The organism is Variovorax sp. GW821-FHT09B01 (assembly GCF_059418345.1).
In genome coordinates, this window is record NZ_JBWKPQ010000029.1 from 56,440 (window position 1) to 77,618 (window position 21,179).

21 protein-coding genes are annotated in these 21,179 nt (G+C 70.8%); 7 read left to right on the forward strand and 14 right to left on the reverse strand.

The annotated features are described in order from the left end of the window. The first annotated feature begins 34 nt into the window (after window positions 1-34). Genes AC07RV_RS40635 through AC07RV_RS40650 form a run of 4 tightly spaced genes read left to right on the forward strand, consistent with a single transcriptional unit; the run spans window position 35 to window position 3,710 of the window. Window positions 35-949 (forward strand): dioxygenase family protein, encoded by a 915-nt coding sequence (locus tag AC07RV_RS40635; RefSeq protein ID WP_296781193.1) that lies wholly within the window; start codon window positions 35-37, stop codon window positions 947-949. Then, a complete protein-coding gene (locus tag AC07RV_RS40640) occupies window positions 946-1,752 on the forward strand; it encodes a citryl-CoA lyase (RefSeq protein WP_296781195.1) in 807 nt (268 codons plus the stop codon). Before AC07RV_RS40635 ends, AC07RV_RS40640 begins: the two co-directional genes overlap by 4 nt. Continuing rightward, window positions 1,749-2,699, forward strand: a complete 951-nt coding sequence (locus tag AC07RV_RS40645) for a Bug family tripartite tricarboxylate transporter substrate binding protein (RefSeq protein ID WP_296781196.1) — start codon at window positions 1,749-1,751, stop codon at window positions 2,697-2,699. Before AC07RV_RS40640 ends, AC07RV_RS40645 begins: the two co-directional genes overlap by 4 nt. A gap of 45 nt (window positions 2,700-2,744) precedes the next feature. Continuing rightward, window positions 2,745-3,710, forward strand: coding sequence for a Bug family tripartite tricarboxylate transporter substrate binding protein (locus AC07RV_RS40650; protein WP_296781197.1), 966 nt, complete (start codon window positions 2,745-2,747; stop codon window positions 3,708-3,710). 7 nt (window positions 3,711-3,717) lie between these two features. Here the strand turns inward: AC07RV_RS40650 and AC07RV_RS40655 are convergent, their stop codons facing one another. Then, a complete protein-coding gene (locus AC07RV_RS40655) occupies window positions 3,718-4,638 on the reverse strand; it encodes a 2-hydroxyacid dehydrogenase (protein ID WP_296781199.1) in 921 nt (306 codons plus the stop codon). Window positions 4,639-4,691: 53 nt separating this feature from the next. Then, window positions 4,692-5,081 carry a hypothetical protein gene (locus AC07RV_RS40660; protein ID WP_093348195.1) on the reverse strand — a complete coding sequence of 130 codons (390 nt, stop codon included), beginning with the start codon at window positions 5,079-5,081 and terminating at the stop codon, window positions 4,692-4,694. A gap of 119 nt (window positions 5,082-5,200) precedes the next feature. On the opposite strand from AC07RV_RS40660, the gene AC07RV_RS40665 reads away from it, so the two are divergent. Next, the gene (locus AC07RV_RS40665) at window positions 5,201-5,515 is read left to right on the forward strand and encodes an EthD family reductase (RefSeq protein ID WP_057590706.1); all 315 of its coding nucleotides are present in this window, start codon (window positions 5,201-5,203) and stop codon (window positions 5,513-5,515) included. Window positions 5,516-5,561: 46 nt separating this feature from the next. Here the strand turns inward: AC07RV_RS40665 and AC07RV_RS40670 are convergent, their stop codons facing one another. From AC07RV_RS40670 to AC07RV_RS40700, 7 genes are all read right to left on the reverse strand, one after another. Beyond that, the gene (locus tag AC07RV_RS40670; RefSeq protein ID WP_296781201.1) at window positions 5,562-6,542 is read right to left on the reverse strand and encodes a DUF4349 domain-containing protein; all 981 of its coding nucleotides are present in this window, start codon (window positions 6,540-6,542) and stop codon (window positions 5,562-5,564) included. Between the two features lie 119 nt (window positions 6,543-6,661). Beyond that, complete coding sequence (locus AC07RV_RS40675; RefSeq protein ID WP_296781203.1) at window positions 6,662-8,662, reverse strand: acetyl/propionyl/methylcrotonyl-CoA carboxylase subunit alpha; 2,001 nt, start codon at window positions 8,660-8,662, stop codon at window positions 6,662-6,664. Further along, complete coding sequence (locus AC07RV_RS40680; RefSeq protein ID WP_208510927.1) at window positions 8,655-9,326, reverse strand: DUF4126 domain-containing protein; 672 nt, start codon at window positions 9,324-9,326, stop codon at window positions 8,655-8,657. Before AC07RV_RS40680 ends, AC07RV_RS40675 begins: the two co-directional genes overlap by 8 nt. 16 nt (window positions 9,327-9,342) lie before the next feature. Continuing rightward, a complete protein-coding gene (locus tag AC07RV_RS40685) occupies window positions 9,343-10,143 on the reverse strand; it encodes an enoyl-CoA hydratase/isomerase family protein (RefSeq protein WP_296781205.1) in 801 nt (266 codons plus the stop codon). A gap of 13 nt (window positions 10,144-10,156) precedes the next feature. Beyond that, window positions 10,157-11,764 carry a carboxyl transferase domain-containing protein gene (locus AC07RV_RS40690; RefSeq protein WP_057590701.1) on the reverse strand — a complete coding sequence of 536 codons (1,608 nt, stop codon included), beginning with the start codon at window positions 11,762-11,764 and terminating at the stop codon, window positions 10,157-10,159. Window positions 11,765-11,806: 42 nt separating this feature from the next. Beyond that, window positions 11,807-13,480, reverse strand: coding sequence for an AMP-binding protein (locus tag AC07RV_RS40695; RefSeq protein ID WP_093348210.1), 1,674 nt, complete (start codon window positions 13,478-13,480; stop codon window positions 11,807-11,809). Window positions 13,481-13,632: 152 nt separating this feature from the next. Continuing rightward, the gene (locus tag AC07RV_RS40700) at window positions 13,633-14,805 is read right to left on the reverse strand and encodes an isovaleryl-CoA dehydrogenase (protein WP_057590699.1); all 1,173 of its coding nucleotides are present in this window, start codon (window positions 14,803-14,805) and stop codon (window positions 13,633-13,635) included. A 141-nt stretch (window positions 14,806-14,946) separates the two neighbouring features. Here AC07RV_RS40700 and AC07RV_RS40705 point away from each other — a divergent pair, with 141 nt between their 5' ends. Together AC07RV_RS40705 and AC07RV_RS40710 are read left to right on the forward strand one after the other, a co-directional pair. After that, window positions 14,947-16,017, forward strand: coding sequence for an AraC family transcriptional regulator (locus AC07RV_RS40705; RefSeq protein WP_296781207.1), 1,071 nt, complete (start codon window positions 14,947-14,949; stop codon window positions 16,015-16,017). Next, the gene (locus AC07RV_RS40710; protein WP_093348215.1) at window positions 16,014-16,556 is read left to right on the forward strand and encodes a zinc metalloprotease; all 543 of its coding nucleotides are present in this window, start codon (window positions 16,014-16,016) and stop codon (window positions 16,554-16,556) included. The genes AC07RV_RS40705 and AC07RV_RS40710 overlap by 4 nt, the downstream gene beginning before the upstream one ends. A gap of 9 nt (window positions 16,557-16,565) precedes the next feature. On the opposite strand, the gene AC07RV_RS40715 is transcribed toward AC07RV_RS40710, so the two are convergent. From AC07RV_RS40715 to AC07RV_RS40735, 5 genes are all read right to left on the reverse strand, one after another. Beyond that, window positions 16,566-17,537, reverse strand: coding sequence for a tripartite tricarboxylate transporter substrate-binding protein (locus AC07RV_RS40715; RefSeq protein ID WP_296781208.1), 972 nt, complete (start codon window positions 17,535-17,537; stop codon window positions 16,566-16,568). A 45-nt stretch (window positions 17,538-17,582) separates the two neighbouring features. Next, window positions 17,583-18,644: an aromatic ring-hydroxylating dioxygenase subunit alpha gene (locus AC07RV_RS40720; RefSeq protein WP_296781231.1), complete on the reverse strand. Its 1,062-nt coding sequence runs from the start codon at window positions 18,642-18,644 to the stop codon at window positions 17,583-17,585. A 136-nt stretch (window positions 18,645-18,780) separates the two neighbouring features. Continuing rightward, on the reverse strand, window positions 18,781-19,617 hold the full coding sequence (locus AC07RV_RS40725) for a helix-turn-helix transcriptional regulator (RefSeq protein ID WP_208510932.1): 837 nt from the start codon (window positions 19,615-19,617) through the stop codon (window positions 18,781-18,783). 68 nt (window positions 19,618-19,685) lie between these two features. After that, window positions 19,686-20,147, reverse strand: coding sequence for a hypothetical protein (locus AC07RV_RS40730; protein ID WP_296781209.1), 462 nt, complete (start codon window positions 20,145-20,147; stop codon window positions 19,686-19,688). Beyond that, a complete protein-coding gene (locus AC07RV_RS40735) occupies window positions 20,144-21,142 on the reverse strand; it encodes a D-2-hydroxyacid dehydrogenase family protein (protein ID WP_296781210.1) in 999 nt (332 codons plus the stop codon). The genes AC07RV_RS40730 and AC07RV_RS40735 overlap by 4 nt, the downstream gene beginning before the upstream one ends. Between the last annotated feature and the right edge of the window lie 37 nt (window positions 21,143-21,179).

The window sequence follows — 21,179 nt, forward strand, 5'->3', positions numbered from 1 at the left end:
CCCACCCCAGAAGAAAAGAACGGAGACAAGCCCCATGACCCCATCGAACGCCGACGAACTGACCCGGGCCGCGCTGCAGCGCCTGGACGGCGCGGCCGACCCGCGCTTCGCGCGCATCATGCAGTCGCTGATCGAGCACCTGCATGCCTTCATCCGCGAGGTCGACCTGCAGCCCGACGAATGGATGGCCGGCATCGAGTTCCTCACCGCCGTCGGCCAGGCCTGCGACGACAAGCGCCAGGAGTTCATCCTGCTGTCGGACACGCTGGGCGCCTCGATGATGGTGGTGATGCTCGACCAGCTGCGCGCCGCCGCGCTCGCCGGCAGGAACGGCGAGGCGCTGCCCGCGACCGAGACCACCGAGGCCACGGTGCAGGGCCCCTACTACTGGGACGGCGCGCCCGAGCTGCCGCTGGGCGCCGACATCGCGCCGGGCGTGCGCGGCGAACCGGCCTTCTACAGCGGCCGCGTCAGCGACACGCGCGGCGAGCCGCTCGCGAACGCGCTGCTCGACATCTGGTCGGGCGACGGCGAGGGCGTCTACGACATGCAGGTCGAGGGCGCGGGCATGGCGGCGCGCGCGCGCATCCGCACCGACGCCGAGGGCCGCTACTGGTTCTGGTCGATCAAGCCCTCGTACTACCCGGTGCCGGTCGACGGCCCGGTGGGCCGCATGCTCGACGGCATGGGCCGCCATCCGAACCGGCCCGGCCACATCCACATGAAGGTGGCGGCCGAGGGCCATGTGCCGGTGACCACGCACCTGTTCGTCGCGGGCAGCCCCTACATCGACTCCGACGCGGTGTTCGGCGTGCGGCCCAGCCTGCTCGTCGACTTCGAGGCCCATGCGCCGGGCCGCGCGCCCGACGGCCGCGCGCTCGAGCGGCCGTACTGGTCCGCGCACTACGACTTCCATCTGCAACCCGCCACCTCGAACGCCCTCCCATGAAAATCGGCAAATCCACCGTCCCGCGCACCGCCATCTGCACCTCGGACGAACACACCATCGTCGTGCGCGGCCAGGACCTCTGCCGCGACCTGATCGGCCGCGTCTCGTTCTCGGACTACTTCTTCCTGCTGCTCACCGGCCGCCGTCCCGACGCCGCCTGCAGCGCGGTGCTCGACGCCACGCTGGTGGCGATCGCCGAGCACGGCCTGGTGCCCAGCGTGCAGGCCAGCCGCATGACCTTCGCGGCCGCGCCCGATGCGCTGCAGGGCGCGGTGGCCGCGGGCATCCTGGGCTGCGGCTCGGTGATCCTCGGCGCCTCGGAGACCGCGGGCCGGCTGTTCGCCGGCGTGGCGGCGCGCGTCGACGCGGGCGAGGCGCTCGACGCCGTGGCGGCCGACACCCTCCGCGCGCTGAAGGAAGGCCGCCAGGCCATCCCCGGCTACGGCCATCCGCTGCACAAGGCCAACGATCCGCGCGTGGACCGGCTGATCGAGGTCGCGACCGAGGCCGGCGCCGACCTGCGCTACGTGCAGATCGCGCAGGCGCTCGAGCGCGCCATCCCCGCCATCGTGGGCCGCGAGCTGCGCATGAACGTCTCGGCCGCGATCCCGGCGGTGCTGCTGGGCGTGGGCTTCCCGGTGGCCTCGCTGCGCGGCGTGCCGATCCTCGCGCGCACCGCGGGGCTGATCGCGCACCTGGCCGAGGAGGCCGAGACGCCGAGCGGCTTCGCGCTGTCCTACCAGGCCACGCGCGAGCTGCAGTACGAGGGCGAGCTGCCCGCGGGCTTCGGGAGCGCGGCATGAAGCGCCGCCTGCTGCTGGCCGGCGCGCTGCTGGCCACGGGCGCGGCGCTCGCGCAGGCGCCGGGCGCCGCGCGGCCGCTGAAGATCGTCGTGCCCTTCGGTGCCGGCACCTCGACCGACATCGTCGGCCGCATCCTGGCCGATGCGCTGGGCCGCCAGCTCGGCACCGGCGCGATCGTCGAGAACAAGCCCGGCGCGGGCGGCGCCATCGGCAGCGAGCAGGTCGCGCGCGCCGGCACCGACGGCCAGACCCTGCTGTTGGGCACGGTGGGCACGCACGCCATCAACCCCTCGCTCTACAAGCGCCTGAGCTACCAGCCGCTGCGCGACTTCGTGCCGCTGGGCTTCATCGGCGCCACGCCCACGCTGCTGGTGGTGCCCGCCGGCTCGCCGTGGAAGCGCGTGGCCGACCTGGGCAACGCGAGCGGCAACGTGAACTTCGCCTCGGCCGGCAACGGCACCTCGGGCCACCTGGCCGGCGAGCTGCTCAACGTGCGGCTCGGCAAGAGCTTCATGCACGTGCCCTACCGCGACGGCGCGCAGGCCATGACCGAGCTGATGGCCGGCAACGTGCAGTTCATGTTCTATCACCCGGCCGCGGTGCTGCCGCAGGTGCGCGCGGGCAAGCTGCGCGCGATCGGCGCCTCGGGCGCGAAGCGCAGCGCCGCCGCGCCCGAGGTGCCCACGCTGATGGAACAGGGCGTCAAGGACTTCGACCTCGTCGCCTGGTTCATGTTGTACGCGCCCGCCGGCATGCCCGCCGCGCAGCGCGACCGGCTGCGCGAGGCCACGCGCCAGGTGCTGGCCCAGCCCGAGGTGCGCGAGAAGCTCGCGCAGCAGGGCATCGAGCAGGCCGAGATGAATGCCGACCAGCTCGACGCCTTCGCGCGCACCGAGATCGCCAAGTGGGGCGAGGCGGTGCAGCGCTCGGGCGCGCAGGTCGATTGATCGGTTCGATAAAAAAAGCGGGACCTCCCGCGACAGGAGACAGACATGCGTACCCGATTCCAATGGCTGGCCGGCCTCTTCCTGGCCCTGGCCTGCAGTCTCGCCCTGGCCCAGGGCACGGCCTGGCCCAACAAGCCGATCCGCATCGTGGTGGGCTTCGCGCCCGGCACGCCGCCGGACATCTTCGCGCGGCTCTACGGCGACTACATGGGCAAGCAGCTCGGCGTGCCGGTGGTGATCGACAACAAGCCGGGCACGGCCGGCAACCTCGCCTCCGACACCGTGGCCAAGGCGCCGCCCGACGGCTACACCTTCCTCTACAACCTCTCGACCGCGTTCACGATCAACCCCTACATCTACGCCAAGCTGCCCTTCGATCCGCAGAAGGACCTGGTGCCGGTCGCCACCACGATGCGGCAGGGACTGGTGCTGATCGCGAGCCCGAAGCTGCCCGCGAAATCGATCAAGGAACTGCTGGCCGCCGCGAAGGCCAAGCCCGGCTCGATCTCGCATGCCTCCTACGGCGCGGGCAGCCCCTCGCACCTGATCGTGGAATGGCTCAAGGACGAGACCGGCACCGACATGCTGCACGTGCCCTACCGCGCGAGCCCGGTGGCCGACGTGATCGGCGGCCAGGTCGACACGGTGATGGAGCCGATCGCCACCGGCTATCCGCTGATCAGCAGCGGCCGCGTGCAGGCGCTGGCCTATTCGGGCCCGAGCCGGCATCCGGCCATGCCCGAGGTGCCCACGCTCGCCGAGGTGGTGCCGGGCCTCACGATGACCTCGTGGCACGGCCTGTGGGCGCCGGCCGCGACGCCGGCGGCGATCCAGCAGCGCTTCAACGCCGTGATGATCGAGGCCAGCAGGGACCCCGATCTGGCGAAGCGCATCCGCGAACTCAACAGCGAGCCGCTGGGCCTCACGCAGGCCGAGATGGCCGCGGCGCTGCGGCGCGACGCGGAGATCTACAGCCGCATCGTGAAGGCGAAGAACATCCGCGTCGACTGAGCGGCGCTCAGTAGCCGCGCACCGGATCGACCACGCCCGCGACCGGCAGCCCCTGCTCCATCGCGCGGATCTTGCCGGCGATCTGCGCGATCGATTCCTCGCGCAGCGTGCGCGCCGAGCCGTGCGGCGTCACGACGATCTTGGGATGGCGCCAGAAGGCATGGTCGGCCGGCAGCGGCTCGACCTGGAACACGTCGAGCGTGGCGCCCGCGAGCTGGCCGCCGTCGATCAGCGGGATCAGGTCGTCCTCGACCAGGTGCGCGCCGCGCGCGATGCTGATCAGGTAGCCCTCGGGCCGCAGCTTGCCGAGCGTCTCGCGGTTGAGGATGCCGCGCGTGGCCTCGGTCAGCGGCAGCAGGTTGACCAGCACGCGCGTGGACGACAGGAACTCGTCGAACTGCGCCTCGCCGCTGAACACGCGCACGCCCTCGATCTGCTTGGGCGAGCGGCTCCAGCCCAGCACCGGGAACTCGAACTGCGCGACCGCCTTCGCGACCCGCTCGCCGAGCACGCCCAGTCCCATGATGCCGACCGGGAAGTCCCCGCGCGCCTTGGGGCGGCGGTAGCTCCACTTGCCTTCGCGCGCATCGGCCTCGTAGGCATCGAACTCGCGGAAGTGGCGGATCAGCGTGTGGCACACGTACTCGGCCATCTGCACCGACATGCCCGCGTCGTCGAGCCGCACGATGCGCGTGCCGGCCGGAATCCGGAGCTTGAGCAGCGCGTCGACGCCGGCGCCGATGTTGAAGATGCCGCGCAGCGCGGGCTGCTCGTCGATGAACTGCTGCGGCGGCGCCCAGACGACCGCATGGTCGGCCTGCGGCGCGCCGGGGCGCCAGGCCTCGATCTCGGCGTCGGGCAGCTCGGCCTTCAGGCCTTCGATCCAGGGGTCGGGACGGTTGTCGGTGAGGTAGACGGTGATTCGCATGGGCGAATCTTAGAGGCCCACGGCGACTGCGGCGGTCGCCGAGGCGGCCCTCGTCACCACTCGCGCCATTCCTCGGTGATGTCCTCGCCCTCGGTCTCCAGGCCCGCATGGCTCGCGGCCGCGATGATCAGCTCGCACAGGTCCTCGCGCTGGTCGGTCTCGATCAGGCTGCCCTCGCTGTCCTCGTTGAGGCGGTTGAGCTGCAGCACCACGCGCTCGACCGCCGCGAGGATCGCGGCGTCGCGCTTCGCCTCCGAGGCCTCGTCGATCGCCGCCAGCGTCGCGAGGTACTCGTCGACGATCTCGGCGCAGCGGTCGACCTCGGCCTGCGTGTAGCCGGGGTCGAATTCGGGATCGTGGTCCGCGTCTTCCTCGTCGTTGCGCATGTAGTCGACCATGCTCGCGAGGGTCTTGTCCTTCAGGGCCTGCAGTTCGGGTGTCATCGGTCTGTCGCTCCGTTCGTCTAAGAGATCGCCGCACGAGCGCCGGGGGCGACAGTGCACGCCTTGTGTGCTCTTGCGCCATCTCCTATGCTCGATCGTTCAATCCGGAGACCCTACCCATGATCAAAGTCAGTGTGATGTACCCCTACACCGAAGGCGCCCGCTTCGACCACGACTACTACCGCGACAAGCACATGCCCCTGCTGAAGGCGCGCATGGGCGATGCCTGCAAGTCCTACACCATCGACAAGGGCCTGGCCGGCGGCGCGCCGGGCGCCAAGCCCACCTACGTCGGCATGTGCCACGTGTTCTGCGATTCCGTCGAGGCCTTCCAGGGTGCCTTCGGCCCGCATGCCAAGGAGATCCTCGGCGATGTGAGGAACTACACCGACATCGCGCCGGTGATGCAGATCAGCGAAGTGGTGGTCGGCTGAACGGCCGCCCGCCCACCCTCGCTTCCCTCGCGCCGGTGCCGCCGCCTCAGGCGGCCCTGGCCTGGCGCCGGCGCAGCCACAGCCGGCGCACGCCCCACAGCACGGGCACCAGCAACAGCAGCCACGGCAGCACCGCCGCCACGAAGGTGATCAGGCTGCCCACGCTCTCGGCCAGCACACGGCCCGCGTTGCGCAGGGCCTGCGTCATCGGGTTGTAGCTCTCGCCGCCGCCGACCAGTGCGCGCACTGTCGTGAACTGGATCTGGATGTGCTGCTTGCTGGTCTGCTGCTGCAGCACCTTGCGCTGCGTCGCCGAGGCATCGAGCTCGGCCTGGGTATCGGCCAGCGTGCGCTGGATCTGCAGCAGGTCGGCCATGGTGCGCTTGGTGGTGGTGTCGCGCAGCATGACGCGCAGGCTGTCGCGGAACTCGGTGCGGTTCTTGATGCGCGCCTCGACGTCGATCACCTCGGCGGTCTTGTCCTCGCTGGTGGTGTTGTGCGCCACCACCTTCGCCACGCCCGCGAGGCCGGCCAGCAGCTTCTCGACATCGGTCGGCTCCACGCGCATCTCGAGCGTGGCATTGCCGGCCTGCTGCGGCGTCTCGCGCAGCAGCGAGGACGACAGCAGCTCGCAGCGCAGGGTGCCGCAGAGGTCGCGCACCTTGCCCCAGGATTCGGCGAGCTGCTCGGGCGCGACCTCGACGTTGAGGTCCTGGCGGATCGCGAGGTAGCGCTGCAGCGGCGCGCTCTCGCCCGCCTGCTTCTCGGCCTGCTGGTCGAGCGACATCGCGGCGGGCGCGGGCGGTGCCGGCTCGGCCATGCGCATGCGCCTGGACTCCATCGCGCCGCCGGCCGCGTAGTTGCCCGTGGGCCGGGCCACGGCGGCATCGACCTCCGAGGCCCCGTCGCGCCGCTCGCAGGCGCTGAGCGTCAGGGCCGCGGCCAGCGCGAGCAGCAGCATGCGCGGACGGGCGCCGAGGCGCTGGAAGGGAGAGAACGAGGAAGGCTGCGGTTGGCGATGCGTCATGAAGAATCCTTCAAGGGAAGTGGGCATCGCGGTGATACGGCCTGCCGGCGGCGCCGGGGTTAAAACCGGCGCCGCCATCTGGTAACAGCTTGCAAGCCCCGTGGACCGGGGCCGCGGATTCAGGCCACTGCGGCCATGCGCAGCAGTTCGTCGCCCTCGGCCACCTGCTCGCCCGGCGCGAACAGCAGCTCCTCGACCGTGCCGTCGGCCGGCGCGGCGATGGTGTGCTCCATCTTCATCGCCTCCATCACCGCCAGCGGCTGGCCGCGGCTGACCTTGTCGCCGGCCTTGACCGCGAAAGACACGACCTTGCCCGGCATCGGCGCCGTGAGGCGACCGCCCTCGGCCTGCGTGTCGCCAGCATGGGCGAGGCGGTCGATGGCGGTGATCCGCGTCGCGCCGGCCGCGGCGAAGACATGGGCCGTGGCGTCGTCGAGGTAGACGTCGAGCGTCTGGCGCTGGCCCGCGAACTCGAGCTCGAGCTCGCCCGAGGGCAGGCGGCCGACGACCAGCGGACCGGCCACGCCGCCGGCCTCGAGCCACAGGCTGCCGTCGCGCTTGTAGGTCAGCAGCGCGCTCTGCTCGGCACCGCGGAATTCGAAGTCGAAGCGGCGCGTGTACTCGCCGAGCGCGCGCCAGCCGTCACGGCGCGCGAAGGGGTCGATGCTGCCGGTGGGCGCCGCGGCGAGTGCGGTGCGCGCCACGGCCGCGGCCGCCGCCAGCGGCAGGCCCAGGGTCTCGCGGTCGAACAGCACGGCGCGCTCGCGCTCGATCAGCGCGGTGTCGAGGTTGGCCTTCGAGAACGACTCGGTCGCCAGCACGCCGCGCAGGAACTGCACGTTGGTCGCCACGCCCACGATATGGGTCTGCGCCAGTGCCGCGTCGAGCCGCGCGAGCGCCTCGTCGCGCGTGGCGCCATGCACGATCAGCTTGGCGATCATCGAGTCGTAGAAGGGCGAGATCTCGCCGCCCTCGCGCACGCCGTCGTCGATGCGCACGCGGCTGCGCTGGAAGGCCGTGGCCTGCGGCTTGCGGTAGATGCGCAGGGTGCCGGTGGCGGGCAGGAAGTTGTTGTCGGGGTTCTCGGCGCAGATGCGCGCCTCGATCGCATGGCCGTGGATCCGCAGTTCGGACTGCTGCACGGGCAGCGTGCCGCCCGCCGCGACGCGCAGTTGCCATTCGACGAGGTCGAGGCCGGTGATGGCTTCCGTCACGGGATGCTCCACCTGCAGGCGGGTGTTCATCTCCATGAAGAAGAAGTTCATCTCGCCGCCGTCGCGCTGCTCCACGATGAATTCCACCGTGCCCGCGCCCACGTAGTCCACGGCGCGCGCCGCGGCCACCGCGGCCTCGCCCATCTGCTGGCGCATCGCCTCGGTCATGCCGGGCGCGGGCGCTTCCTCGAGCACCTTCTGGTGGCGCCGCTGCACCGAGCAGTCGCGCTCGAACAGGTAGACGTAGTTGCCGTGGCTGTCGCCGAAGACCTGGATCTCGATGTGGCGCGGGCGCTGCACGTACTTCTCGATCAGCACCGCGTCGTCGCCGAAGCTGTTGATGGCCTCGCGCTTGCACGAGGCCAGCGCGGCCTCGAAGTCGGCCGCCTTGTCGACCGCGCGCATGCCCTTGCCGCCACCGCCCGCGCTGGCCTTGATCAGCACCGGGTAGCCGATGCGGTCGGCCTCGCGCTGCAGCAGCGCCGGGTCCTGGTCGTGGCCGTGATAGCCGGGCACCAGCGGCACGCCGGCCTTCTCCATCAGCTGCTTCGACTCGGCCTTCAGGCCCATGGCCTTGATCGCCGAGGGCGGCGGGCCGATGAAGACCAGGCCGGCGTCGGCGCAGGCCTGCGCGAACTCCTCGTTCTCGCTGAGGAAGCCGTAGCCCGGATGCACCGCCTCGGCGCCCGTGGCCTTGGCGGCCTCGAGGATCTTCTCCCAGCGCAGGTAGCTGTCCTTCGGCGCGCTGCCGCCCAGGTGAACCGACTCGTCGCAGGCGCGCACGTGGTTGGCATGCGCGTCGGCATCGGAGTACACGGCGACCGTGCGGATCGCCATGCGGCGCGCGGTGGCGGCCACGCGGCAGGCGATTTCACCGCGATTGGCGATCAGGATCTTCTTAAACATTGGACGAGTCTCCCGGAGGATTCTTTTTCAGTTGAAACGCGGGCACGACGCCCGGATCGGGCCGGCCGCTGAAGATGCGGGCGACGCGGGAGAACAGCGCCCTGAGGAAGCGCCAGCTCTTGCGGATCAGCCACACGCTCGCGACCAGCACGAGCACGAACAGCACGAGGAAGACGAAGGGATGCGCCACGGCCAGCCACAGGCCCGCGGGCACCATGGTGTCTTCCACCAGCGAGGCGCCCACGTTCGAGAACGGCTCGGGCGAGGTGTTGATGGCCGCGCGCGTGGTGGCCTTGGCCGCATGCGCGGTGGCCGCGAAGCCGCCGCCGAGCAGCGCCGCCACCAGCGCCATCGCGCCGTGGTCGACACCGAACACGCTGGCCGCGAGCGCCGCGCCGGCCGGAATGCGGATCGCGGTGTGGACCACGTCCCAGAGCGAATCGAGGCCCGGGATCTTGTCGGCGAAGAACTCGACGAACACCATGAAGCCGCTGGCCGCGATCACCACCGGATGCGCGAGCAGTTGCAGCCCGCCCGGCAGCGGCACCCAGCCGAGGTAGCCGACCAGGCCCGTGAGCAGCACCACCAGGTACAGCCGCACGCCGCTGGCCCAGCCGATGGCGGCGGCCAGGGCGAGCAGCTGGGGCATGTCGAGCGCGGTCATGGGATGAAGGAGCCGGTCAGGACGACGCGCCCGCGAGCCAGGACGGCTTGCGCTTCTGCAGGAAGGCCTGCACGCCCTCGCGGCCCTCGTCGCTGGCGCGGATGTCGGCGATGCCCTCGACCGTCTTCGCGATCAGCGCGTCGTCGATCTCGCGGCCCGCCACGTCGGCCACCAGCTGCTTGCAGGCGCGCACGGCGGCCGGGCTCGCGCCGGTCAGCGCCTTCAGCAGCTCGTCGACCTTGGCATCGAGCGCATCGGCCGCCACCACCTCGTGCACGAAGCCGATGCGGTGCGCCTCGGCGGCGCCGAAGCGCTCGGCCGTGAGGAAGTAGCGCTGCGAGGCGCGCGTGCCCATGGCGCGCAGCACGTAGGGGCTGATGGTGGCGGGCACCAGGCCGATCCTGACCTCGCTGAGGCAGTACCAGGCGCTGTCCACGCTCACGGCCATGTCGCAGGCCGCGACCAGCCCCATGCCGCCCGCGTAGACATCGCCCTGCACGCGCGCGATGGTCGGCTTGGGGCACTCGGCGATCGTGCGCAACATGGCGGCGAGCTTGCCGGCGTCGGCGATGTTCTCGTCGCGGCTGTAGTCGGCCATGCGGCGCATCCAGTTGAGGTTGGCGCCGGCGCAGAAGGCCGGGCCGTTGGCGCCCAGCACGATGGCCTTGACCTGCGCCGCCGCGCCGGCCTCGGTGAAGGCCCGCGTCAGCTCGGCGATGACCACGTCGTCGAATGCGTTGCGTGCCTCGGGCTGGTCGAGCCAGATGCGCGCGACGGCGCCGTCGATCGTGAGTTGCAGCTTGGTGAAGTCGCTCATGCCGCGTTCCTCCTCACATGCGGAAGATGCCGAACTTCGGCTCGGGGATCGGCGCGTTGCGCGCGGCCGCCAGGCCCAGCGCGAGCACGCGGCGCGTATCGGCCGGGTCGATGATGCCGTCGTCCCACAGCCGCGCGGTGGCGTAGTAGGGATGGCCCTGGTCCTCGTACTGCTGGCGGATCGGCGCCTTGAAGGCCTCTTCCTCGTCGGCGCTCCACTGGCCGCCCTTGGCCTCGATGCCGTCGCGCCGCACGGTCGCGAGCACGCTCGCGGCCTGCTCGCCGCCCATCACGCTGATGCGCGCGTTGGGCCACATCCAGAGGAAGCGCGGGCTGTAGGCCCGGCCGCACATGCCGTAGTTGCCGGCGCCGAAGCTGCCGCCGATGATGATGGTGAACTTCGGCACGTTGGCGGTGGCCACGGCCGTCACCATCTTGGCGCCGTGGCGCGCGATGCCCTCGTTCTCGTACTTGCGGCCCACCATGAAGCCCGTGATGTTCTGCAGGAACACCAGCGGCGTCTTGCGCTGGCAGCACAGTTCGATGAAGTGCGCGCCCTTCTGCGCCGACTCGGAGAACAGGATGCCGTTGTTGGCGACGATGCCCACCGGCATGCCCTCGATCTCGGCGAAGCCGCAGACCAGGGTGGCGCCGAAGCGGGCCTTGAACTCGTGGAACTCGCTGCCGTCGACCACGCGCGCGATGATCTCGCGCACGTCGAAGGGCTTGCGCGTGTCGGTGGGGATCACGCCGTAGAGCTCCTCGCGCGGGAACGCGGGCTCGCGCACCGCGGCCTTGGCCGGGCCCTCGGCCGCCTTCGCGTTGAGGTTCGCCACCGCCGAGCGCGCGAGCGCCAGCGCATGCAGGTCGTTCTGCGCCAGGTGGTCGGCCACGCCCGACAGCCGCGTGTGCACGTCGCCGCCGCCCAGGTCCTCGGCCGTCACCACCTCGCCGGTGGCCGCCTTCACCAGCGGCGGGCCGCCCAGGAAGATGGTGCCCTGGTTCTTCACGATGATCGATTCGTCGCTCATCGCCGGCACGTAGGCACCGCCCGCGGTGCACGAGCCCATGACCACGGCGATCTGGCCGATGCCCTGGGCGCTCATGTTGGCCTGGTTGTAGAAGATGCGGCCGAAGTGCTCGCGGTCGGGGAACACCTCGTCCTGGTTCGGCAGGTTGGCGCCGCCCGAGTCGACCAGGTAGATGCACGGCAGCCGGTTCTGCTCGGCGATCTCCTGCGCGCGCAGGTGCTTCTTCACCGTCATCGGATAGTAGGTGCCGCCCTTCACGGTGGCGTCGTTGCACACCACCATGCAGTCGACGCCGTTGACCCGGCCGATGCCCGCGATGATGCCGGCGCCGGGCGCGTCGCCCTTGTACATGCCGTGCGCGGCCAGCGGCGACAGCTCGAGGAAGGGCGTGCCCGGATCGAGCAGCTCGGCCACGCGCTCGCGCGGCAGCAGCTTGCCGCGCGCCGTGTGCTTGGCGCGCGCGGCCTCGCCGCCGCCTTGCGCAACCGCGGCGAACTGCGACTGCAGGTCGTCGACCAGCGCGCGCATGGCGGCGGCATTGGCCTGGAAGTCGGCCGAGCGGGCGTTGAGTTTGGTTTCGAGTTGGGTCATGGTGCAGTCAATGTCGGGAACGGGGCGCGCGGGCCCCCGTGTTCAGGCGGTACGCGCTTCGTCGAGGCCGAGCTCGGCCTTCATCTCGTCGCGGATCTTGAACTTCTGGATCTTGCCGGTCACGGTCATCGGGAAGGCCGGCACGAAGCGGATGTACTTCGGCACCTTGTAGTGCGCGATCTGGCCCTTGCAGAACTCGCGCACCTCTTCCTCGGTGACGCTCTGGCCGGGCTTGGCGATGATCCAGGCGCAGAGCTCCTCGCCGTACTTGCGGTCGGGCAGGCCCACCACCTGCACGTCCTGCACCTTGGGATGGCGGTAGAGGAACTCCTCGATCTCGCGCGGATAGATGTTCTCGCCGCCGCGGATCACCATGTCCTTGATGCGGCCCACGATGTTGACGTAGCCCTCGGCGTCCATGGTCGCGAGGTCGCCGGTGTGCATCCAGTGCTCGGCATCGATGGCCTCGCGCGTCTTGGGCTCGTCGTCCCAGTAGCCGTGCATCACCGAGTAGCCGCGCGTGCAGAGCTCGCCCGACTGGCCCGGCGGCATGGTCCTGCCGGTCTCGGGGTCGACGATCTTCACCTCGAGGTGCGGCTGCACCGTGCCCACGGTCGACACGCGGCGGTCGAGCGGCGTGTCGGTGCTGCTCTGGCAGCTCACGGGGCTGGTCTCGGTCATGCCGTAGGCGATGGTGATCTGCTCCAGGTGCATCTCGCTGACCACGCGCTTCATCACCTCGATCGGGCACGGCGAGCCGGCCATGATGCCGGTGCGCAGGGTCGAGAGGTCGAACTCCTTGAAGCGCGGATGGTCGAGCTCGGCGATGAACATCGTGGGCACGCCATGCAGGCCGGTGCACTTCTCGGCCTGCACCGTCTCGAGCACGGTCAGCGGATCGAAGCCGTCGTTCGGATAGACGATGGCCGAGCCGTGCGTGAGGCAGGCCAGGTTGCCGAGCACCATGCCGAAGCAGTGGTAGAGCGGCACCGGGATGCACAGCCGGTCGTCCGGCCCGAGCTTCATGCACTCGCCGATGAAGAAGCCGTTGTTGAGGATGTTGCGGTGCGTCAGCGTCGCGCCCTTGGGAAAGCCCGTGGTGCCGCTGGTGAACTGGATGTTGATCGGGTCGGTGGCCTTCAGCGTCTTCTGCACCGCGGCCACTTTCGGGTCGGCCGCGTCGCCGCTGGCCAGCAGCGCCGAGAAGCGCCGCATGCCGGGCACCTCGGCGCCCTCGCCGGCCTTGTCGATCCAGAAGGTGTGGGCCAGCTGCGGCAGCCGCTTCGGGCCGAGCTCCTGCAGCATGCCGAGGTAGTCGCTGGTCTTGAACTGCGCCATCGTCACCAGCGCCTTGCAGCCGACCTTGTTGAGCGCGTACTCGAGCTCGGCGGTGCGGTAGGCGGGATTGATGTTGACGAGGATCAGGCCGACCTTGGCGGTGGCGATCTGCATCAACACCCATGGCGCGTTGTTGTGCGACCAGATGCCCACGCGGTCGCCCGGCGCAAGCCCCAGCTTCAGCAGCGCGCTGGCGAGCCGGTCCGACTCGGCCTGCAGCTCGCGGTAGCTGAAGCGCAGGCCTTCGTGGCGGCTCACGAGCGCCTCGCGATCGGGTTGCCGCTCGACCATGTCGTCGAAGAAGTCGCCGATGGTCTGTTCGATGAGGGGGACGTCGGTGGCGCCCTTGCCGTAGCTCTCGGTCAGTGCTGCAGTCATGTTGATGTCCTTGTCTCCTTGCCTTGCTCCTTCCCCCTCTGGGGGAAGGCCGGGATGGGGGCCTGCGGCGGCTGTTCAGGGAGGGGCTCATCGACCGCCGCAAGCCCCCACCCCTGCCCTCCCCCAGAGGAGGGGGAGGGAGAAAAACCGAACTATGCGGTCTCCGCGAACAGCTCGCGCCCGATCAGCATGCGCCGAATCTCGCTGGTGCCCGCGCCGATCTCGTAGAGCTTGGCGTCGCGCCACAGCCGCTCGACCGGGAATTCCTTGGTGTAGCCCACGCCGCCGAGCGCCTGGATCGCCTCGCCGGCCATCCAGGTCGCCTTCTCGGCCGAGTAGAGGATCGCGCCGGCCGCGTCCTTGCGGAAGGTGCGCGCATGGTCGTTGCGGTCGCAGGCCTTGCCCACGGCGTACACGTAGGCGCGCGTGGCCTGCCAGGTCGAGTACATGTCGGCGATCTTGCCCTGCATGAGCTGGAACTCGCCGATGCTCTGGCCGAACTGCTTGCGCTCGTGGATGAAGGGCAGCACCGCATCCATGCAGGCGGCCATGATGCCCAGCGGGCCGCCCGAGAGCACGGCGCGCTCGTAGTCGAGGCCGCTCATCAGCACCTTCGCGCCCTGGCCCTCGCCGCCGAGCACGTTCTCCTCGGGCACCTCGCAGTTGTCGAAGAACAGCGGGAAGGTGTTGGAGCCGCGCATGCCGAGCTTGTCGAGCTTGGTGCCGGCCGAGAAGCCCTTGAAGCCCTTCTCGACGATGAAGGCGGTCATGCCGCGCGCGCCCATCTCGGGCTCGGTCTTGCCGTAGATCACCAGCGTGTCGGCGTCGCCGCCGTTGGTGATCCACATCTTGCCGCCGTTGAGCACGTAGTAGCCGTCCTTCTTCTCGGCCTTGAGCTTCATGCTCACCACGTCGGAGCCGGCATTGGGCTCGCTCATGGCCAGCGCGCCCACGTGCTCGCCGCTCACCAGCTTGGGCAGGTACTTCTTCTTCTGCGCCTCGCTGCCGTTGCGGTGGATCTGGTTCACGCACAGGTTCGAGTGCGCGCCGTACGACAGGCCGACCGAGGCCGAGGCGCGCGACACCTCTTCCATCGCCACGATGTGGGCCAGGTAGCCGAGCTCGGTACCGCCGTACTCCTCCTTCACGGTCATGCCGTGCAGGCCGAGGTCGCCGAGCTTCTTCCAGAGGTCGTGCGGGAACAGGTTCTCGCGGTCGATGTCGGCGGCGCGGGGCGCGATTTCATTCGCGGCGAAGTCCTGGATCGCGCTGCGCAGCGAGTCGATGGTCTCGCCCAGGTCGAAGTTCAGGCCGGGATCGTGCATGGGTGTTGTCTCCTCTGAAGGGGGCCGGCGCGTGGGGCTGCCCGCGCCACGACGCGCTGGAAAGGCGCCAGCTTACGCCTCGCGGCGCCGCAATTGGCGCCACAATGGTTGCAATTTGCGCCACGCCGGCACCGCCTCGCCATGTCCTCCCCCTCCTTCCTCCGCCCCGCCCGCGCGGTCACGCCGATGGCCTTCGTGCGAGCCATCGTCAAGGGCTACGAGCGCTACGGCCAGGACCCGTCCGAGGCGCTGAAGGCGGCACAGATCACGCCGCGCGAGCTCGCGCGGCCCGGCGCGCGCGTGACGGCGGCGCAGTTCGAGGCGCTGTCGGGCCACGCGATGCAGGAGCTCGATGACGAGGCGCTGGGCTGGTTCTCGCGCCGCCTGCCCTGGGGCAGCTACGGCATGCTGTGCCGCGCCTCGCTGACCTCGCCCGACCTCGGCGTGGCGATCAAGCGCTGGTGCCGCCACCACCGGCTGCTGACCGAGGACATCGGCCTCGCGCTCGAGGTGGCGGGCGGCGTGGCCACGCTGCGCATCGGCGAGAACCGGCCGCTCGACCCGGCCTTTCGCGAGTTCTGCCTCGTGACCAGCCTGCGCTTCATGCACGGCTACATGTGCTGGGCCATCGATTCGCGCATCTCGTTGCGGCACGCCGGCTTTCCCTTTCCCGCGCCGGCGCACCGCGACGCCTACGCGGCGATGTTCACGCCCGAGGTGCGCTTCGACGCCGCGCGCGCGAGCATCGCCTTCGACGAGCGCTACCTCGCGCTGCCGCTGCAGCGCGACGAGCGCGCGCTGCGCACCATGCTCAAGCGCGCGCTGCCGCTCACGATCCTGCAGTACCGGCGCGACCGGCTGCTGGGCCAGCGCGTGCGCGAGCTGCTGCGCTCGCGCGCCGCCGAGACCACCACCGCCGAGGCGCTGGCCACGCTGCTCAACGTGTCGAGCCGCACGCTGCACCGCCAGCTGCAGGAGGAAGGCAGCTCGCTGCAAGCGCTCAAGAACGAGGTGCGGCACGAGCTCGCGGTCGACCTGCTGCGGCGCACCCACCGGCCGATCAAGCAGGTCGCGCTGGCGGCGGGCTTTCGCAACGAGAAGAGCTTCTCGCGCGCTTTTCTACAATGGACGGGACTCGCACCCAGGGACTTCCGCCAGCAGGCCGCCACGCCAGCGCCCGGGACGCCACGCACCCGAGACCTCCCTCCATGAACGGTTACGCGCGGATTCGCAAGCTCCGGGTCTTCGGCGCCCGGGTCTACATCCACTGGTCCGCCCTCCTGGTCGGGGCCGGCCTGTTCCTTTTGTGCATCCGCACGCCGCTGCTCGCGGTCATCACCATCGTCTCCTACTTCGGCATCATCTTCCTGCACGAGGCCGGCCACGCGGGCTTCGCCCGCCGCATGGGCTACCGGCCGTTCGCGATCTACCTCGGCGTGATCCACGGCGTGTGCGACTACGAGGAGCCCTACAGCCACAAGGACGAGGCCATCGTGGCCTGGGGCGGCGTCGCGGCACAGATGATGGTGGCGCTGCCGCTGATCGCGCTGGCCGCCACCACGCCGCTGGCGAGCGTGCGCGGACTCGGGCCGGTGGTCGCCTTCCTCGGCTACTTCAACCTCGTGTTCGCGCTGCTCAACCTGGTGCCGGTGGCGCCGCTCGACGGCGCCAAGGCCTGGGCGCTGATCCCGATCGCGCTGGCCGAGCGGCGCCACAAGGCGCAGGCCGCGCGCCGCTCCGGCAAGCGCTGAACCCGGCGCTCACTGCGCCTCGATGCTGAGTTCGCGCATGCGCCGCGTGATGACGTCGAACTCGGCGCGGTAGGCGCTGGCGAACTGCTCGGGCGTGCTGTTCATGATCTCGAAGCCGCGGGCCACGAACTGCTGGCCGACCTCGGGCGCGCCCACCACCTCGCGCACCTCCTTCGCGAGCCGCTCCACGATGGGCTTCGGCGTGGCCGCGGGCGCCAGCAGGCCGATCCAGACGTTGCTGTCGTACAGCGGGTCGTCGAAGCCCAGCTCGTGCATCGTCGGCACCTGCGGCAAGGTGCTCGAACGCTGCCGCCCGAGCACGGCCAGCGGCACGATCTTGCCGCCCGGCACGTGCTGCATCGCGCTCGCCACCGACGACAGCCCGATGTCGACCGTGCCCGACAGCAGGTCGGTGACCACCAGCCCCTCGCCGCGCTGCGGCACGTGCACCATGCCGCCGCCCAGGCTGCGGTTGAGGCTCTCGCCGGCCAGGTGGCCCAGGCCGCCGATGCCCCACGAGGCATAGCTGAGCTTCGCGCCACCGGGCCCGGCCTTGGCCTTGAGGTCGGCGAGGCTGCGCAGGCCCGAGCCCGGATGGGTCGAGATCAGCGCCGGGCTGCGCACGATCTGCGTGATCGGCGCGAAGTCCTTGCGCGGGTCATAGGCCAGCGTGCGGTAGAGCGCGGTGTTGTTGATCTGCGAGTCCGTGATCGTCATCAGCAGCGTGTAGCCGTCGGCCTTGGCGCGCGCCACCTCGGCGGCGCCGATGGCACCGGCGGCGCCCGCCTTGTTGTCGACCACCACCGGCTGGCCCAGCGCCTTCGACAGGCGCTCGCCGACGGTGCGCGCCACGTAGTCGGTGGCGCCGCCGGCCGGATAGGGCACGACGATGCGGATCGGCCGCGACGGGTAGGCCTCCTGGGCGGCGGCGGGAACGGCGAAGGCCAGCGCGGCGCAGGCGATCGAAAGCAGCTTGAGCATGGGTCTTGTCTCCTCGTGGGTTCTCGTGTTGTCTGGCGCCGCGCGTCAGCAGCTCGCGGCGCGCTCGGGCTGCGAGGGCACCTCGTTCCGCCGCTCGTCCTCGAGCGCCTGCGCCACCAGCCGGCGGAACTGCACCAGCGCCGAGTCCATGGCCAGCGGCAGCATCGGCAGCGAGGGCGCGTGCTCGATGTTGCGGGCCTGCGCGGTGATCATGTCGCGGTCCTCGTTGAAGGCCACGATCAGGCTGTCGTAGAGCGTGCGCGTGAGCTGCTCGCCGCCGAGCGAGAGCCGGTGCGCCTGCTGGAAGAAGTAATGGGTGCTGGTCTCGGTCTCGGGCGTCAGGGTCTGGCAGCTGTGCAGCTCGACGGCATGGCGCATGTCGCCCTCGGCATCCTCCACCGGCCGGCCGCCCGACTGCATCAGCAGCGTGCCCGGCAGCACGAAGTCGTAGACGAACCAGCGGTCGAAGCGCGCCTCGGGCGCGAAGGGCCGCGCACCGGCCCAGTGCGCGGGCGGCGGCACGTTCTCCACCCGGCGCGTCACGCGCAGGCCGCGCTCGATCTTCTCGATCTCGGGTCGCGCCTGCGCGATCGCGGTCGAGCCGCCGAGCGTCTTCTCGTGCACGTAGCTCAGGTGCGAGAAGTCCAGCAGGTTGTCGCAGATCAGCAGGTAGGGCGTGTCGTAGTGCAGGTAGCCCGGGATGTGGCGCCACTCGGGGTGGTCGCACGAGAAGTTGTCGGGCAGGAGTGCCGTGTCGGCCCGCTCGGCCTCGCCCATCCACACGAACACCCAGCGGTTGCGCACCGCCACCGGGTAGCTGCGCACCCGTGCGCGCGGCGGCACCGTCGCCATGCCCGGCACCTCGACGCAGAGGCCGCGCGCATCGAACTTGAGCCCGTGGTAGCCGCAGCGCACGCAGTCGCCCTCGCGCCGGCCCTTGGACAGCGGCGCGTGGCGATGGCAGCAGCGGTCCTCGAGCGCCACCACCTCGCCCTGCGCGGTGCGGTACAGCAGCAGCGGCTCGCCGATCACGGTGCGGTTGAACAGGCCCTCGGCGGGAATCTCGTGGTCCCAGGCGACCACGTACCAGCAGTTGCGGATGAACATGCGCGTTCTCGTCTCCATCGTGTGCGGCGGGATCGTGTGCCCGCCGCTGCCGCGATCGTGGGGCGAACGGCCGGGCGGCGCGTCCCCCGCGAAGGGGACGGCGAAGACGACGGGAGCGACGGTCGGCGAGGGAAGGTCAGGCCGCGAGCCGCACCAGCGCGGCGCGGTCGTGGATGCCGAGCTTGAGGTAGGCGCGCTTGCGCAGCGTGACCACGCTCGAGGGCGCGATGTCGAGGTCGGCCGCGATGCCGTCGGCCGTGAGTCCGCAGGCGATGCGCGCCGCCACGTCGAGTTCGCGCGCGCTCAGGGCGACCGCCAATGCCGCGATGCGCGCGCGGGCCAGCGCGATGCGGGTGTCCATGTCGGGCCCGACCCCGCCCGCGCCCACCAGGTTGCGGTGCACCTGCCGCAGCAGCGGCGACACCGCGAGCACGCGCTCGATCTCCTGCGGCGCGAAGCGGCCCATGGCCTCGCTGCGGTAGAGGTTGATCGAGAAGGCGGTGCGCGGCGCCGGCATGTAGAGCAGCGCCAGCCGCTCCGAGAGGTGCTCGCGCTCGTAGATCTGCTGGCGCCAGCCGGCATCGGGGATGTCGGGCGAGCGCATGTGCAGCACCGTCATCGCGGCCGACTCGCGGGTCTGCACGCGCATCTGCCGCGCGATGCGCGTGGCGTCGTCGAAGCGGTAGAAGTGGCGCCGGTACTGCGCGAAGCAGTCGCGCGTGACATTGGGCGTGGCCGCGTGGAAGGCATGCCCCTCGATCTGCGCCGGTGCCTCGTCGCCATGCGACACCAGCGAGATGAACTCCACCGGCAGCAGCGCATTGAGGAAATGCAGCATCGCGCGCGCCGGCGCCGCGTCGCGCGGTGCATCGAGCAGCAGCGAGACCGCGCGCAGGTCGAGCACGGCCGACGACGGCCGGCCGAGGGCGGCATCGGAGACCTGCCAGGTGGATTGCGGCGGCGTCGGCTGCATGCCGGAATTGTGGCGGCCGGCGGCGCGGCGCGGAATGCCTGGCGCTCGGGATTAACCCGCGCCGGGCTTCAGGCAGCCGCCGCGTGACCCCGGCTCAACGCGGCAAAGGTCCGGGTCTGCCACGCGAACTCCTCGGCGAAGGCCTCGGGGTCCGCGATCGCGTAAGCGCCATAGGCATAGACCGAGGCGTAGGCCGCGTACTCGGCGGCCTGCAAGGCGCGCCCGGCCACGGCCTGGAACACCGCATAAGTCGCGGACACCGCCGCATGGGCCGACGCATCGATCGAGGCCGAGCCCGGGTGGCTGGCGGCGATGTGCGCCATGCGCTGCGCCGCCTGCGCGAGTTCGGCGCGGCTGCCGCGGCCTTCGAGGTAGGCGCCGAGCCCGTCGAGGCACTGCAGCGCCTCGGGCGCTTCCAGCAGATGCCGCACGCGCTGTACGCAGGCGAAGCCGAAGCGCAACCGCAGCGGCTCCTGCGCCGCGTCCTCGAGCCGGGCCGCGGCGGCGAGGCGCTGCAGCGCCTCGTTCATGCCGGGGTGGGCGCGGCGCGCAGGCGGCCGAGCACCTCGGGGTTGACGACATTGCTCGGCTGCCCGCGCGCGAAGGCCACGATCTGGTCGAACACGTCGGAGAACTGCAGCTCGTATTCCTCGCGCGTCACGTAGCCGATGTGCGGCGTGCAGACCAGGTTCGGCAGCTGCAGCAGCGGATCGGCGGGATCGACCAGCGGTTCGGTCTCGTAGACGTCGACCGCGCCCATGCCGGGCCGGCCGGCCTGCAGCGCGGCCACCAGCGCACCGGGCTCGATCAGGCCGGCGCGGCTGGTGTTCACGAGGATCGCGTCGGGTTTCATGCGCGCGAGGTCCTCGCGCCGCACGATGCCGCGCGTGGCCGGCACCAGCCGCATGTGGAGCGAGATCGCATCGCAGTCGCCGAAGAAGCGCTCTCGGTCCGGCGCGCATTCGCGGCCGTCCGCGCGCGCCCGGGCCATCGACTCGGGCCGCGCCCACACGCACACCTGCATGCCGAAGGCCTCGGCATAGCCCGCCACCGCCTGCCCGATGCGGCCATAGCCGTAGATCCCGAGCGTCTTGCCGCGCAGCGTGCTGCCCACGCCGGTCTGCCAGCCGCCGCGCTGCAACGACGCCATCTGCTGCGGAATCCGCCGCGCCGCGCACAGCAGCAGCGCCCATGTGAGCTCGGCCGCGGCGTAGGAAGGCGTGCCCGCATGCGGGTCCGACGACAGCACGATGCCCAGCCGCGTGCAGGCCTCGACGTCGATGTGCGGATAGACGCTGCGCTGGCTGATCAGCCGCAGCCGCGGCAGTCGCTCGAGCACCGGCGCGCGCAGCGCGGTGCGCTCGCGGATCAGCACCACGGCATCGGCCTGCGACAGCCGCTGCACCAGCGCGTCGGGTTCGTCCACGTGGTCGTTCCACACCGTCACCTCGTGCCCGTCGAGCTTGGCGAAGCAGGGCAGCGTGCGCAGCGTGTCGAAGTAGTCGTCCAGCACCGTGATGTTCATGGCGGCGGATTCTGTGCCTGCAATGCGGCTGCGTAAA